Source organism: Streptomyces sp. NBC_00247 (assembly GCF_036188265.1).
Taxonomy (GTDB): domain Bacteria; phylum Actinomycetota; class Actinomycetes; order Streptomycetales; family Streptomycetaceae; genus Streptomyces.
The window spans coordinates 1243742-1259504 of record NZ_CP108093.1 but is presented as its reverse complement, the minus strand read 5'-3'; the positions used below and the strand labels follow the sequence as shown (position 1 = coordinate 1259504).

Sequence of the window (15763 nt, the reverse complement as noted above, 5' to 3'; positions counted from 1 at the left end):
GTCAGTGGGCGGACGGGGTGCCGAAGTAGCGGGCGTGCGGGGCGACGACCTCGTCCCAGTCCGCGTCGTGCGGGAAGCGGACGAAGTCCCAGCGGGCGTCCAGGAGCCGCTCCTCGGCGTCCTCGTCGCGCAGTGCGGTCATTTCCGTCCCGGGGCTGTCCACGAAGACCGCGAGATTCACCCCCGGGAGCCGGTACACGTAGTCCGCGAGGACGTTGGCCTCGGTGATCAGGGTTTCCTTCTCGTCCGGAAGGCGGAGTCCGCGGGCGCCCAGCCACGTCACCAGATTGTCCTGAGCGATGGCCTCCGCCACCGAGGTCTCCGCCGCGGTCGGCTCCTGCGGCGTCCGGCCGAGGAGCCGGCGGAGCTGCTCGGTGCGCGACTCGCCCCGTCCTTCCTTCGTCGACTCCGCCGACGCCAGACGGACCAGGGCCTCCCGGACCGTGTGCCGGTTGATCAGGGAGTGGTTGAGCTGGTTGCCGTACGTCAACAGGCATTCGTAGCAGCCGAGGGCACACGGCCGGTCCTCGTGCGGGCCGCCCAGATCTCGGCCGTCCCCGCTGAAGTGGCAGATGGCCAGGGCCTGCCGGGCCGCCTTCGCCAGGGCGCCCTTCTCGGCCTGGAGACGGCGCAACACGCCCGCGCCGCCCTCTGCGGCCTCCGTGAACAGGATGCGGCGCCGAGGACCGTCGTCCGGGGGCAGCAGCTCGCTGTTGAGCTCCGAGTCCTCCAGCTCGAACGCCGCCTCGATGCCCCGCTCCAGCGCGTACATGAGAGAGAGCGCGACCGGCTCGGGCAGGGCCTCTTCGAGCGTCACGACGAGGATGTTGCGACGGTCCTCGACGTACGGGATGACGCGCTTCTTGCGGCGTCGCTCGTTGCCGTCCGCGTCGATCACCGGCAGCTCGCTGGAATCGCCGGACGCGTCCGCCGCGTCGCGGTCGTTCATCCAGCGGCCGTCGGCGAGATCGAGCCAGTAGCCCGGCGGCTCGTCGCTCTTGGCGCGGACACGGCCCGTGTTGGTGATCCGGACCGTCGCGGAATCCCCGTAGGCGAGCGTGGCGATCGGAGCTCCCGACGCGTCGGTCACCGACGCGTCGAGCCGGCCCTTGCGGGCACCGCGGTCGTGGAAGCGGTACGAGGTCTCCAGCCGGTAGCCGGCGCGACGCCGTTCCTCCTCGTCGGAGGAGATCCTCTCGCGGCGGGTGGTGTACACGGTGTGCAGTTGGAGCAGGCCGTACGTACCCGCGCCGAGGAGCTCGTCGCACATCTGGCAGCGGTCGGCGCGCAGTTCCGGGTCGTGGTGGTAGCCGCAGTGCGCGCACCGGCGGGCCTCGCTGGTGGCCAGGTCGCCCGAGGAGTCCGGCGGGAGCTGGATGCGCGTCACCTGGTAGCGGGCGCCCTCGTGGTAGATCAGGGCTCCCGGCCCGAACTCGCGGATGGCGAGGAAGCGGGGGCGCTGGAGGTAATCGCCGTCGCCGCGCCGACGGCCGACGGTCGGGATGTACGCGGCGAGGGGCAGCCGTGGGAAGCTGTACCCGGGCAGGAACCCCTCGGACGCCAGGTAGCGGTACGGGTTGAAGTCGGAGAGGACCGACTTGCTGTCGGCACTCTCGTTCATCAGCAGGTTGAGCTGGGTCTCGGCCTCCCGGCGCCGGCCATTGGCCCAGATGCGCTCCTTCTCGGTCAGGCTGTAGTCGAGACGGCGCCTGTTCTGGATGTACTGGTCGTCGAGCGCTGCCGTGAAGAGCTTGCGCCAGCGGTCGAACGCCTCGTCGAAACGGTCGGCCACCGTCCGCACCCGGTCCTGGATCCACTCGTCGTACCACCAGGTCGTCTCCGCGAAGTCCCGCAGCAGCGGTCCGAGGACACGCTGCGCGGAGTCGACTGTCCGCCGCCTGGCGGACTCGTCGAGAGAGGCGGCGAGGATCTCGGGGTGGAGCCCCAGGGCAGGTGCGGGACGCTCGTTGGAGTCCGCATAGGACACGTCGAGCACCTGGGGGATGGCGCGGCCCAGCTTCAGACCGGCCTCCGCGATCCAGATCCCCTGCAGGTGCGACAGGACCAGGTCCTCGTTGGCGAGATCCAGGCGTGGCGGTGCGACCGTGCCCGCCACCATCCGCTCCGAGCGGCGGAAGTAGTACTGGTCATGACTGTTGCCGGTCGCGCAGTACGTGGTGACCAGGGCGGGCTGCCCGCTGCGGCCCGCACGGCCGGAGCGCTGCGCGTAGTTCGCCGGGGTGGGCGGCACGTTGCGCATCATCACCGCGTTGAGGGACGAGATGTCGACGCCCAGCTCCATCGTCGGTGAGCAGTACAGCAGCTTCAGCTCCGCCTTGCGGAACGCCTCCTCGCGCTCCTCCCGCTCCTGCGGCGACACCTGCGCCGTGTGCTCGCGCGCGAACAGGCCGGACAGGGAACCGGCCGCGTCCTTGTAGAGATCGCGGAAGAAGGTGTTGACGCGTGGACCGTCACCGCTCTGGTACGTCCGCGTCAGAGGGTCGTGCGTGCCCGTCTCGCCCTTGCCCGCCCGCCAGATCAGGGACTGTGCCGCGACCCGGTAGCCGGTCGGGACGGGCGCGTTCGTACGGCGGTAGCGGCCCGCCCGCTCGGGTGCGTCCGCGGATTCGTTGACGAGGCCCGCCGCGGTCAGCACCTTGAGCAGGTCCTCGATGACCAACTGGAGATCGCCGGTGTCGAGCGTCCTGAACGAAGAATCCGCCCGCGCGAGGTATTTGCCGAACTTGCCGCGCGCGGACAGGAAGAGCGCCGAGCGGTCCATGCCCGGACGGGAGGGGTGCGGGTACGCGGTCCCGACCTTGGGCCGGTCGGAGGCGGAGAGGACCCACGGGTCGACCAGACGTTCCTCGCTCGCCCGCTGCAGCGCCTCGAAATCCTCACGGAAGTACGACACGTCGATCGCGAGCGAGCGGCGCATTTCGTTGAGCAGCGCCTTCACGATCTCGGCGCGCAGCGCGGGATCGGCGTTGCGCAGCGACTCGTGGGCGTCGGCCCACCGTTCGTCCTTGGCGGCCACCCAGTCCAGGTCCTCGTAATCGATCTCCAAGAGCCCGGTCTGCTCAAGATTGGGCATGGTGATGCGCCAGCCGCGTTCCAGATCCAGGTAGAGACGGAAGGCGATCACGTCGCGCAGGGTCTTGGCGGCGTTGCGGGCGAGTGACGGTGCCAGGTCGTCCCTGCCCGTGTAGTCGACCGGGTCGAGTCCGAGCGCACTGCCCACGAGGGACGCGAGGTCCTCGTGGTGGATGCCGTCCTCGCCGGAGTCGAGCGCCGCGCGGTGGAGTGCGCCGCGCAACTGCGTGATCTGCACGAAGTCGTTGAAATGTCCGGCCTGGAGCGAGGCGTCCTGCCGGTTGTCGACGAAGGTGAGGAGCTTGCGTGCCTCCTTGTCGAGGGCGTCCTCGGGAACCGATTTCAGCGAGCGGACCACCGATGCCGAGATCAGCGACGTCGCCGAGGAACGGCCTTCCTGGTCCAGGGTCGCCAGCTTCGCGAAGTCCTTGCCCCGGGTCTGCTCGTACGCCACTCCGCAGTGCAGGCAGAAGAGGAACGGCGACGCGATGAACGCGGCACGCAGCTCGCCCTGTCCCTCCTGCCCCCGCGGGTCGACGGTGACGGCCCGCGGTACCCGGTCGCGGTACGACTTCTTGACGACCTCCTGGCCCCGGTCGTCCAGTTCGAGCCAGGACTCGGGCAGTCGGCGGTCGTCCACCGCGTACTGGACGCCGGTGGGCCAGGGGCGGTCGTGGTCGACGTACAGATAGCCGTCACCCTGCCGGCCGCCGGTCGCGGAGGTGTCCCGCCGCGCTTCGTAGCGGACCTCCCCGTCCTTCTCGGTGCGCCAGACGGTGAGGTACTCCTGGCCGCACTCCCGGCAGAACGCCAGCGGCATCAGCAACTTGCCGCCACTGTTCGGCTGTTCCAGCTGGTAGGAGCGGGTGAGGTGACGGGAGAGCTTGTTCTCCAGGGTGACGTACACGGTGTCGCCCTTGGAGAGGAACTGGTGCAGCCGGAACGCGAACAGTGGCCGCTCGGTCACCGGATGCCGTGCCTCGGAGCCTGCCTCCAGGGTGGAGCGGATCGCCTCCACGCACCTTTCGGCGTCGAGCCCGGACGCCTCCGCGAGCTCCTGCGCGGCCTCCTCGATCCTCGCGGGCTGCCGACGGACCAGCCGACCTCCGTCCACGGCCAGGCCGAAACGGGTCTCGATCCAGCGTGCCAGCGGGTCGCGTACCAGGTCGCCGTAGGCACGAGGCGCCGCCGGCGCGCGCAGCCGCTCGGCCGTCACGGATTCCGGTGCCTCGTCGGTGGCCCGGATCAGCGTCTCGACGATCACGTTGCGCGGGTAGACGGGCGTGCCGAAGAGTGTGGTGGCGGTGTCGGCCACGACCCTGCGCTGATCGTCGACGCTGCCCTCGGTGGACATGGTGGCCGACGTGCCGACGCACTGGAGGCCTTCGGCCTGGCACGCTTCCCGGACCCGGCGGATCAGCAGGGCGACATCGGCGCCCTGTCGGCCACGGTAGGTGTGCAGTTCGTCGAAGACGAGGAAGTCCAGGCCGCGGGCCATGCTGATGAGGCTGGCGCGGTCGGCCGGCCGGGTCAGCATCAGTTCCAGCATGACGTAGTTGGTGAGGAGGATGTCCGGCGGATCGTCCCGGATCTCCTTGCGGCGGGCGTCGTCCTCCTGCCCGGTGTAGCGGGCGAAGGTGACCGGCTCGTGGCCGCTGCCGTAGCCGTCCCGGAGATACTTCTCCAGCTCCTTCAACTGGCTGTTGGCGAGCGCGTTCATCGGGTACACGACGATCGCCCGTACCCGCTTGCCGGACCGGGGCCCGGCGGCCTCCCGCTCCCGCAGCACTCGGTCGACGATCGGGACGATGTAGGAGAGGGACTTGCCGGAACCGGTGCCGGTGGTCAGGACGTACGAGTCGCCGGAGGCGGCGGCGTCGATCGCCTCGCGCTGATGCTGGTGCAGGGTCAACGGGCGTCCGTCGCACACGCTGCCGTCGGGCGTTTTTCGGGACTGGAAGATCTGGGCGCACTCGCGGTGCAGCACGCCTTGGCCTGCCAGCTCGACCACCGTGCCCCCGCTCGCGAAGAAGGGGTTGAGGGACAGCCAGGGATTCGGCCACTGGGACTTGGCGTCGAGGTCCTTCTCCACGAAGGCCGCGATGCGGTCGTCCCGGATGACGGTGCCGCCCTCGGTGAAGGAGCGGTAGTCCTTGATGAGGGAGCGGTGCAGGCCGAAGACGTCCATGCCGGAGCCCGTGCCGGTGATTGCGCGGGGCCGCATTCCGACCGCCGCCAGTGGCGGGGCGACTGCTGCTGGGGTGGCGGGACGGAGCGCGCGGACTGGATCGAGGGCGCTCCAGTGGGGGAGCGCGGAGGTCTCGTCGGCGGGATCCGTGCCGTCTGCGGCGCGGGCCTCGGCGAGCAGGGGCAGCAGTGCGTCGCGGACGGCGAACGCGTCGGCTGGCCGCTCGGCGGGGTCCTTCGCCAACAACCGGTTCACGAGGCGTACGAGCCCGGCGGGGGTGGCGGGTCGTGCGAGCCGGACGGACGTAGGCACCTCCTCCACGTGCTTGCGCGCCAGCTCGTACGCCGAGCCGCTGGTGAACGGGGGCACGCCCGCCAGCATTTCGTAGAGCACGCAGCCGAGCGCGTAGAGGTCCGCGGCCTGGGTCACCTGGCGCGCTTCGAACTGCTCAGGGGCCATGTAGCGGGCGGTGCCGACGCTGACGCCGGTACTGGTGAGACGGGTCTCCTCCGGGTCGTCGGCGATCCGGCCCATGCCGAAGTCGAGGACCTTCACCGTGCCGCCCGTGACCAGCATGGTGTTCGCCGGCTTCAGATCGCGGTGGACGACGCCCGCCGTGTGCGCGGCGGCGAGGCCGGCGGCGATCTGTACGCCGATCGCCACCGTCCAGGCGATCGGAAGCTGCCGCTCCTCCGCGATCAGGTCGCGGAGGGTCTCGCCGTCCAGGTACTCCATGACGAGGTAGGGGCGTCCGCCGTCGGACTCGTCGACACCACCGTCTATGAGCCGCGTGAGATTGGGGTGGTCGAGGCGACGCATGATTCGGACCTCGCGGGCGAACCGCTGGACCGCCTTGCTCTCGGGACCCGTGTCGATCAGGCCGCCGGAGCGACGCCGGAGCATGGTCTTCACGGCAACGGTGCGTGCGGGATCGCCCTCGGGCCGGTGCAGGTCCTCGGCGCGGTGTACCTCTCCCATGTTTCCCGCCCCGATGGCCCCGTTCGTACGGAACCTGCCTCCGATCAGCCGCTCGGTCACTGCCGCCCCTCTCCTTCGCGCCGTGCTCCCACTTTCATGGTCGCAGAGGCGGGCATACTCCCGGGACGCGTCTCCGCCTGTCGGGACTGCACACGTCGGGCGACCTCGATGCGGAGAGTCGATGTGTTTACTCAGTTAATCACTAAGTGCGGGGGTGAGGAGGTGCTTCCCGTGCTCGGGCCGCTTTCAGCGGGACGGCCGTGGACGAAGTGGTTCCCACTGTGCCTTCGGCAGGGGAAACGATGATCGCGTGGGGGGGGGCATGCCGTCGCGATGACCATCCGACAGTGCGTGCTTACCCTCCGCTTCGAGGTGGCCGTACTGATCGCGGAACGATTGGAATGGGTCTTGCGGTCTGGCTGCGCTGCGGATATGCGGATCAGGCGGCGCTTTCTCGTCGGTCAGGGCGAGGATCCGCGACGCCACCGCGGCTCGCCGAGGCCACCCCCGGGCCCACCTGCGTGGCGCCGGCCTCGGGCGCCCTCGGCTACCGCGGCTCTGGACAGCGACGTGCGCGAGCCCGCGATCCTCACGGGCTTCGCCCGCCACTCGCGCCCGCAAATCACCCCCACCAGGAGGACGCCAACCGGATCCTTACCAGCGGCGGCGCAGCAGCACGCACGGCAGGATCCGTCGTCTCGGCGAGTAGGTCATGGCACCTTCCGGTGTTGGCACCTCCTCGCACTCGGCTGCGGCATGAGCCGGAGCGCGGGCATCGTCGAGGCCGTTGCTACCCTCCACCACGCGCGCTGCTACGGTCGGGCGCCATGAGCTGGCTTCCCGATGACTTCGTCCACCCCGTCCTGGTACCGCTGCCGGGCGGTGGCCATCACCTGCGGCCGATCCGGGAGGCGGACACCCCGCTCGACTATCCGGCTGTGATGGGTTCGCGCGAGCGGCTGTGGACCATCTTCGGCCCGGCGTGGGGCTGGCCCGCGGCCACCATGACCTACGAGGCCGACCAGGCAGACCTGTTGCGGCACGAGAGGGAGATCGCCGCGCACCAGTCCTTCAACTACGCGCTGTTCGACGCGGCGGAGACAGCTCTGCTCGGCTGTGTCTACATCGACCCGCCGGAGAGGGCCGGTGCGGACGGAGAGATCTCCTGGTGGGTGGTGGACGAGCTGGTGGACGGCAAGGTCGAGCAGGCCCTCGACGCGCTGGTGCCGCAGTGGATCGCCGCCGACTGGCCGTTCGAGCAGCCGCGCTTCCTCGGCCGCGAGATCTCCTGGTCGGACTGGCTCGCCCTGCCGGAGCATCCCGACGCGTAGGTGGTTGTTGCCCGTACCGATGTCGAAGGCTGTCGATCGAACGCGGGTCTCGATCGGTTGACCGCGGCTGTTTCAGCACGTGAAGGCAGGGGCTCCAGGCAGCTCGGGGGGTGCGATCCCATTCCGACTGGTTCCCGGAGGCCCTGTTGCCCTCGTAGTCCTCGTTGTGCGTGCCCGAGCATGTAGACCTCAACTCGGCTGCCGTGTCGTGCGGTTGCCCTGCGCGCGTGTACGGAGACGCACCCGGTCATCCGGACCGGGTGCGCCGGTGTCCGTCGGACACGACGGACGCGAAGGCGGGCGGCTGTCCGGTCGTTGCTGCCGGTGCCGGCTTCGTTCCAGGGTCGGGGTGTACGGCCCGAGCCGTACTGATCAGGTCGACTCGCGCACCACGAGTGCGTTCGGCATGATCACCGGCGTCGCGGGGCCGCCGTCGATCAGGCCGAGGAGCAGGTGGACGGCGGCGGTGGCCTGGTCGGCCATCGGGCTGCGTACCGAGGTCAAGGCGGGGCTGGTGTAGGCCGCGGCTTCTATGTCGTCGAAGCCGATGACCGCCACGTCGTCGGGGACACGTCGGCCCGCTCGGTGAAGGGTGCGCAGCGCGCCGATCGCCATCAGGTCGTTGGCCGCGAACACCGCGTCGAGGTCGGGGTCGTCCTCCAGGAGTTGCCGCATGGCTTCGGCGCCGGAGGTTCTGGTGAAGTCGCCCAGTGCCACGATGGAGCGCCTGCCGGTGTCACGCAGGGTCCGGCGGTAGCCGTCGAGACGTTCGCGCGCTTCGTACAGTTCGAGCGGCCCGGTGATGGTGGCGATCCGGCGTCGTCCGCGCTCCAGGAGGTGACGCACGGCCAGTGCCGCTCCGCCGGCGTTGTCCAGCGCCACGTACGGCACGTCCTGGGCGGAGGTGCGGTTGAAGGACACGACCGGCAGGCCCTGCCGCGCCAGTGCGGCCGGCAGCGGATCCGTGCCGTGCAGGGCGACCAGGAGCACACCGTCCACGTGGCCGCCGGCGATGTACTGCACGACCCTGGTCCGGCTCTGGTCCGACTCCGCGAGCATGAGCACGAGCCGTTTGCCCGCTTTCTCGAGCTCTCTGCTGACGGCCCGCACCACGGCGGAGAAGAGGGGGTCGTCGGAGACGACTCCCTGCGGCGGGTCGGAGACCACGACGGCGACGGTGTCCGTGCGGCGGGTGACGAGATTGCGTGCCGCCCCGTTGGGCACGTAGCCCAGTTCGCGGACAGCGCGCATGACGACGTCCCGGATCTGCGGGGCGACCGTCGTCTCGCCGTTGATGACGCGGGAGACGCTCGATTTGGACACGCCCGCCCGGGCGGCGACCACTTCGAGAGTGGGGCGTCTCATGCGGGTCCGTCCCCCGTGCCGCCGCCCGGGGCCCTGCGCGGGGCGGGTTTTCTCATCGGGCGACCTCCGGCTCTGCGTCATGGCGATGTGAGCAGCGTATCCGCAGGCCGGAGTGGCGAGGGCGGGGTACGGGTGCGTTCCATTTGCCGCCCTCCCGTTGTCCGACCGTATGGGGAACGGTTCCTGAGGGACCGTTCCCTCAGCTCCTTCCACGCGTGAGGAGGCTGTTTTTTCGAGGTGAGAGAGGTATTGACAGCCTTGTCATGCACATCCATCCTCCCTTCCAGGGAGCGCTCCCCGAAGCCCTTCCTCTCCCTCACCCCGCACTTGAGGAGTCGCCTTGCACACCCTGCTCCGTCGCTTCGCCTTACTTCTGGCCCTCGTGGCCTCGACTCTCGCCCTCACCGCTCTCCCCGCCCCGTCCGCCCAGGCGGCGGAGGTTCTGCTCTCACAGGGGAAGCCCACCACCGCTTCCAGCACCGAGGCCCCCTTCGTCGCTCAGAGCGCCGTCGACGGCGACCCCGGGACGCGCTGGTCCAGCGGCTTCGCGGACCCGCAGTGGATCCAGATCGACCTCGGGGCCAGTGCCGGGATCAGCCGGGTCGTCCTCAACTGGGAGGCCGCCTACGGCAAGGCGTTCAGGATCGAGGTCTCCAGCGACGCGGTGAGTTGGACCGTGGTCCACCAGTCGGCGACGGGCACGGGCGGCGTCCAGAACCTCGCCGTATCGGGCACCGGCCGCTATGTGCGCATGTACGGGACGCAGCGCGCCACGCAGTACGGCTACTCGCTGTGGGAGTTCCAGGTCTACGGGACCGCAGGCACGGGCAATCCCGGCGACGCGGGCCGACTCCTCTCCTACGGCAGGCCGGGCGCCGCTTCTTCCTCCCAGGGCGACTCGAACTGCTGGGAGTGCACGCCGGCCAGGGCCTTCGACCGGGACCCGGCCTCCCGCTGGGCCACGAGCCCCGCTACCGGATGGACCGATCCCGGCTGGATCTCCGTCGATCTCGGCGCGACGGCACAGATCGACAAGGTGGTCCTGCAATGGGATCCCGCCTACGCCAAGTCCTTCCAGATCCAGGTCTCGTCGAACGGAGCCGACTGGACGCCGATCTACTCGACGACGTCCGGCACGGGCTTCAAGCAGACGCTCGCCGTATCGGGCACCGGCCGTTACGTGCGGATGTACGGGACGCAGCGCGCCACCCCCTACGGCTACTCGCTGTGGGAGTTCCAGGTGTACGGCACGGGCGGCGCTCCGATACCGGCTCCGCCGCTGCCGAGCGACCCCGCGAACCCGCCGCGGCTCGTGTGGAGCGACGAATTCGACGGCGTGGCGGGTGTCAAGCCCGACTCGTCGAAGTGGAGGGCCGATCCGGGCGTCGGGCCCAACAACGAGCTGGAGTACTACACCGATCACCGCAACGCCGCACTGGACGGAGCGGGGCACCTGGTGATGGAGGCGCGGAAGGAGACAACCGCCGGGTCGTCGTGCCCGGCCGACCCGCTGAGCGGCAGTACCACCTGTCAGTACACCTCGGCACGGATGAACACCGGCGCGACCTTCCAGTTCACCTACGGGCGCGTCGAGGCGCGCATCAAGGTTCCCAAGGGCAACGGTCTGTGGCCCGCGTTCTGGATGATGGGCGCCGACTTCCTGACAGGCCGGCCGTGGCCGTACAACGGCGAGGTCGACATCATGGAGATCCTCGGCAAGGACGTGAAGACGGCGTACTCGACCGTCCACGCGCCCGCGTACAACGGCGGAGGCGGCATCGGCGCACCGTACACCCTGCCCGGGAACGCCGACTTCTCCGACGACTACCACACCTGGGTCGCCGACTGGAACAGCCGAGGCATCACCTACAGCCTCGACGGCCGGATCGTCTTCACCCTCGACAAGGACCAGGTGGAGCAGACACGTGGTCCGTGGATCTTCGACCACCCGCACTACATGATCCTCAACCTGGCGGTCGGAGGCGACTGGCCGGGGCCGACGGACGCCGGCACGCCGTTCCCCTCCAAGATGCTCGTCGACTACGTGCGCGTCTACCAGTAGTCCCGGTGCCTCAAGCACTCCCGTGTGCACCATGATCACGGGCCGCTCCGCCCGATGCGCGGGGCGGCCCGGGTCACCTAGGGCGTGTGTCGAAAGTGGCGCCGTCCGCCCGGAGGGCGGGTCCGGCGGCGTCCGGTGCGTGCGACCGCAAGGCGGAGGGGCGCCCCGATACTGGACGTATCGGGGCGACCCCGACAACGCGGCGAGCGTGCGTGCCGGGCGTCGCCGGACAGGCGGGACTTTCGACACACGGCCTCGATCGCGCCGGGACACGGCCGCCGTCCGGCTCTCCCTCTCTCCGCGTCACCGTGCTCCGGCACGAAGCAGGTCTTCACCCTCGGTCTTCACCCCCCAGCCCGTGAGGAAGTGACATGCGCAGATTTCCCGTTCCTCTGTACACCCTGTCGGTGAGCGCTCTGGTGGTCGTGCTGGCCGCCGCGTTGAGTCTGACCGTCTCGGCCCCTCAGGCGCAGGCCGCGACGGTCACGGTCCAGGCCGAGTCCTACGCGGCCCAGTCCGGCGTCGCCCTGGAGACGACCGCGGACACCGGCGGCGGGCAGAACGCCGCGTACCTCGCCGACGGCGACTGGATGCGCTTTGACAACGTCGACCTCGGCGGAGCCGGTCGGCTGACGGTCTCGGCCCGGGCCGCTTCCGCCGTCGGCTCGGGCACGGTGGAGCTGCGTACCGCGGCCCTGACCGGGCCGCTGCTCGCCGTCATACCGGTTTCCCCGACCGGAGGTTGGCAGAACTGGTCGACCCTGACCACCGACGTCACCTCTCATCCCACCGGTGCGCAGACGGTGTTCGCCGTGCTGCGCGGCACGACACCCGGCGACTTCGTCAACATCAACTGGTTCTCCTTCGCCGCTGAGGGAGACAGCGCGGCGGCCGGATGGGTCCCCGTCGACCAGGCCAAGTGGAACGCGCAGCTGGCGCAGTTCCGCGCGATGACACCGGCCGCGGTGCCCGCGACCACGGTCCGGGTGCCGGAGTTCAACGCCACCTGCACCTACAGTCACTCCAAGCCGGACGACCCCATCGTTCTGCCGGGACTGCCCGGTGCCTCCCACATGCACAGCTTCTTCGGCAACAAGAGCACCGACGCGTTCTCCACGTCCGAGTCGCTGCAGGCCAGCACGCCGACCAGCTGCACCCCTGCCGTCGACCTCTCGGCGTACTGGATCCCCACCCTTTACGAGGGCGACAAGGCTGTCGAACCGGAGGGCATGATCGTCTACTACGGTTCCCGCCTGACCGACCCCGCGGCGACCGTTCCCTTCCCGCAGGGGTTCCGCATGATCGCGGGCAGCGCCAAGACGCAGACACCCACCCCGGCGGGATCACCCGGACAGTTCTGGTGTGCCGGTCAGGGCGGTGAGACCGGGCGCAGCACCGACGGCAACTGGCCGGTGTGCGCGCCCACGGCCCATCTCACCCACCAACTGGTCTTCCCCGACTGCTGGGACGGCAAGAACCTCGACAGCCCCGACCACAAGTCGCACGTGGCGTTCACCTACGACGGCAAGTGCAGCGGTGCCTACCCCGTCGCCATCCCCAACCTCTCCTTCGTCACCAGTTACCCGACCAGCGGCAGCGCCGGCGGCTTCCGCCTCGCGTCGGGCATGGCGTCGTCCATCCACGGCGACTTCTTCAACGCCTGGGACAACGCCGCTCTCGGACACCGGGTGAAGGACTGCATCAACCAGAAGGCCAAGTGCAACTCCGCCGGCACGTTCTGACCCAGTGGTCCGCATGCGTCGTGGCGTTGGCGCTGCCGGCTGTCGGCTGCACCGAGCAGCCGACAGCCGGAGCGTCGGCACAGGCCTTCAACGCCACCGACAGCGCGTGGATCCTCCTGATGATCCCGATGTCCGAGCGGGCGCGGCTCCTGACCGATCTTGCGCCCTCCCGCACGGCGGACCCGGCCCTGGCAGCCCTGGCTGCGGACACCGGATCGACGCTCCGTGCGGACCTGCGCCGCTTGCGCGCGGTCCTGCGGCTCTCGGGCGTCCCCGACACCCGTCCCCACGAGGGGCACGACATGCCGGGCATGGTCAGCCTCGACATCCTTCGTCAGGCAGCCGACGCGAACGGCCAGGCGTTCGACCGGATGCTCACTGACGCGCTGGGCGCCCACTTCACGCAGTCCGGGGTGCTCTGTGCCGGCGAGCGAGCCCGAGGCCGGGCGGACCGGGCGAAGGACCTGGCGGCGGCCATCGCCAAGAACACGGCCGCAGCGGCCTCCCGGCTGGACGAACTGAGCGCGGCGCGGGCACGGTCGTGACGGCACGGCCGGGGAGGGCGCGCGACCGCGGACGCCCTCGGCGGCGGGGGACCCGGGGCCGTGAACACGGCCGGGGTTCCCCGCCCGCCGGAAGACGTCCCGTCAGTCCGCCGCGACCAAGTGGGCCGTACCGATCCGGGACAGCCTCCGGATCGGTACGGCCAGAGCCACCACCACCAGGGCGGTCGCCGCGAGCGTGGCCGGCAGCGCGGCCCCGGCGACCGTGCACAGTTGCCCGTGCACAGATGCCCGTGCGGCACGCCCCGGCCGAGCGTCAGCACCCCGGCCGGACCGGCCGCCGCGCCCGGCAGGCCGCCCAGCAGCGCCAGTCCGATGCCCTCGTGGAGAGTCAGCTTCGCCGGCTCCCGGCCGGTCCAGCCGGTCGCCCGCAGCACTGGGAGACCAGCCGCACGTTCGCCTCTTCTCGGGTACGACGAAGGCGGACTGGAGCATGCCCTTCGCGGTACGAGTCGGAGGCCGGGTGGCCGCCCGGCGGACCGGGGCCGGGTCCCCGCCGATGGCGGGCCGGCGCCGATCCGCTACGGGCCGGTGTCGCTGCTCGCGCGGTGGAGCGTGGTGGCGCCCGCCTCGGACGTGGAGGACCGCAGCAGGACGCCCGGGTTGCCTTCGCGCAGCTCGTAATCGTACGTGCCCCGCGGAGCAGGGCACTTCGGGGCGCTGGCTGACGGTTGTGCGCCGGTGGTTTCCAACGTCCCTTCCTGGTAGGCGAGAAGGGCGGCCTCCCAGCGGCAAGTAGCGTTGGCCGACGTCAGTTCACCAGTCACCGTGACCTCCCCGAGTCTTCCCTCGCCGAGGGTGATCCGCAGGCCCTCGCCGTCCTCCCAGACTCCGCGCATCGCGGCGGGCACGTGCACGGCTCCCGGATCGACGCGTTGCACATCGGTGTAACTGCTCTTGGTCTCCACCCAGCTCATGGAGTCGTCGGTCCCGCCTTCCAGACGCATGCTGCTGGGCACTCCACAGGCGTGCGCCGGGCCAGAGCCGACCGCCTGCATCGAGAACTCGGAGACCACCAGTTGCCTTTCGCTTCTGGACGTGGCGAAGGCGGTACCCCGGCAGATGACGTCACCCGTGGCCGCCACCACATCGATCCTGCTCGCGGAGGTGATACGCCGGGGTATGTCGAGTCGCACCACGAGCAGGGGACTGTCCTCGCCGTGCCCCGTCGTCCACGCTCCTGAGAAGTCGGTGCCCGGCCCGGTCGCGTCGACGGTGCGCTTCTGGGGAGATGCCGGACCGTTCCACAGGCCGTACGCGCCGGCTGCCGCTGCCAGAACGCCGACGGTCAGGGCGGCGGCCACGATTCGTCCGCGCGGGTGTTTCGGCGCGGGTGCCTCGGGGGTGTCCGTCCGCGCCGTGTCATCGGCGCGCGGCGAGAGGGCGGGCGGGGTGAAGGGGCGCGGTGTGGCCGGTCCCGGGTCGATGTCCCAGTTCGCGGACGGCTCGGACGGCTCGGACGTATGAACGGTGAGTACCGCCAGGCCGTGCCCCGCCCTCTTCTCCGCGCCGCCCTTCTCGCGTACGGCCTCGGAGGGGACCGGCTCCGCGGCGAACCGGTGCACCCGGGCCAGCAGGGACGGCGGCAGCCACGCGCCCTCGGGGGCGGTCCGTGTCCGCTCGGCGATCTCCTCCGTGGTCGGCCGTTCCGCCGGATCCTTGGCCAGGCAGTCCCTTACCAGGTCGGCCACCGATTCCGGGATGCCGGTCAGGTCCGGCTCCTCGTACGCGATGCGGAAGAGCAGGGCGTGGATCCCGGACTCCCCGTCGCCGAACGGTGTCCGTCCGGTTGCCGCGAAGGCGAGGACGGAGCCCAGGGAGAACACGTCGCCTGCCCTGGTGACGTCCTGGCCGCGCACCTGTTCGGGTGCCATGTACCGAGGGGAACCGGGACCGGTCCCGGTCGAGGAGAGCGTGTCCGCGTCGGTGCCCTCCAGGGCACGGGCAATCCCGAAGTCGATGACTCTGGGACCCGCTGCGGTGAGCAGCACGTTGGACGGCTTGAGATCGCGGTGGACGATTCCCGCACGGTGGATGGCGTCGAGGGCCAGCGCCATCCGGTGAGCGAGTACGTGGGCGGACGCCGAGGGCAGCGGTCCGAAGCCGCTGTCCACGACGGACTGCAGGGTGGGTCCGGGTATGTAGGCGGTGGCGATCCACGGTGGCGTCCCGTCCGTGTTCGCGTCGAGGACCGTCGCCGTCCATACGTCTCCGACGCGCCGGGCCGCGCGCACCTCACGGGCGAACCTGGCGCGGAAAGTGGGGTGTTCGGCGATCTCCGCTCTGATCGTCTTGACCGCGACCAGGCGTGCACCGGTTTCGTCGCGGTGTCTCGCCAGGTAGACCCTGCCCATCCCTCCCGCGCCGAGCCTGCCCAGCAGCCAGTAGGGGCCCAGGTGCGGCGGGTCCTCGTCAGTCAGTGGTCGCATGGCCAGGAATCC

8 protein-coding genes are annotated in these 15763 nt (G+C 70.3%); 4 read left to right on the top strand and 4 right to left on the bottom strand.

Annotated elements, in window-relative coordinates:
* Position 1 precedes the first annotated feature (1 nt).
* A complete protein-coding gene (locus tag OHT52_RS05005; RefSeq protein ID WP_328718915.1) occupies positions 2-6319 on the bottom strand; it encodes a protein kinase domain-containing protein in 6318 nt (2105 codons plus the stop codon).
* A 767-nt stretch (positions 6320-7086) separates the two neighbouring features.
* On the opposite strand from OHT52_RS05005, the gene OHT52_RS05000 reads away from it, so the two are divergent.
* The gene (locus OHT52_RS05000; protein ID WP_328718914.1) at positions 7087-7590 is read left to right on the top strand and encodes a GNAT family N-acetyltransferase; all 504 of its coding nucleotides are present in this window, start codon (positions 7087-7089) and stop codon (positions 7588-7590) included.
* Positions 7591-7962: 372 nt separating this feature from the next.
* Here the strand turns inward: OHT52_RS05000 and OHT52_RS04995 are convergent, their stop codons facing one another.
* The gene (locus OHT52_RS04995) at positions 7963-8955 is read right to left on the bottom strand and encodes a LacI family DNA-binding transcriptional regulator (RefSeq protein WP_328718913.1); all 993 of its coding nucleotides are present in this window, start codon (positions 8953-8955) and stop codon (positions 7963-7965) included.
* Positions 8956-9295: 340 nt separating this feature from the next.
* Here OHT52_RS04995 and OHT52_RS04990 point away from each other — a divergent pair, with 340 nt between their 5' ends.
* From OHT52_RS04990 to OHT52_RS04980, 3 genes are all read left to right on the top strand, one after another.
* Positions 9296-11017, top strand: a complete 1722-nt coding sequence (locus OHT52_RS04990) for a discoidin domain-containing protein (protein ID WP_328718912.1) — start codon at positions 9296-9298, stop codon at positions 11015-11017.
* A 371-nt stretch (positions 11018-11388) separates the two neighbouring features.
* Entirely contained in the window at positions 11389-12759 is a 1371-nt protein-coding gene (locus OHT52_RS04985; protein ID WP_328718911.1) for a DUF1996 domain-containing protein, read from the top strand.
* Entirely contained in the window at positions 12735-13304 is a 570-nt protein-coding gene (locus OHT52_RS04980) for a DUF305 domain-containing protein (protein WP_328718910.1), read from the top strand. Before OHT52_RS04985 ends, OHT52_RS04980 begins: the two co-directional genes overlap by 25 nt.
* 102 nt (positions 13305-13406) lie before the next feature.
* Here OHT52_RS04980 and OHT52_RS04975 read toward each other — a convergent pair whose 3' ends face one another.
* Both OHT52_RS04975 and OHT52_RS04970 read right to left on the bottom strand, forming a co-directional pair.
* The gene (locus OHT52_RS04975; RefSeq protein ID WP_328718909.1) at positions 13407-13547 is read right to left on the bottom strand and encodes a hypothetical protein; all 141 of its coding nucleotides are present in this window, start codon (positions 13545-13547) and stop codon (positions 13407-13409) included.
* Positions 13548-13843: 296 nt separating this feature from the next.
* On the bottom strand, positions 13844-15751 hold the full coding sequence (locus tag OHT52_RS04970) for a serine/threonine-protein kinase (protein ID WP_328718908.1): 1908 nt from the start codon (positions 15749-15751) through the stop codon (positions 13844-13846).
* Positions 15752-15763 lie beyond the last annotated feature (12 nt).

Bases quoted from the DNA above. Each gene is read 5' to 3' on its own strand.
- OHT52_RS05000 (WP_328718914.1), top strand. From the start codon at position 7,087: ATGAGCTGGCTTCCCGATGACTTCGTCCACCCCGTCCTGGTACCGCTG.
- OHT52_RS04995 (WP_328718913.1), bottom strand. From the start codon at position 8,955: ATGAGACGCCCCACTCTCGAAGTGGTCGCCGCCCGGGCGGGCGTGTCC.
- OHT52_RS04970 (WP_328718908.1), bottom strand. From the start codon at position 15,751: ATGCGACCACTGACTGACGAGGACCCGCCGCACCTGGGCCCCTACTGG.
- OHT52_RS04985 (WP_328718911.1), top strand. From the start codon at position 11,389: ATGCGCAGATTTCCCGTTCCTCTGTACACCCTGTCGGTGAGCGCTCTG.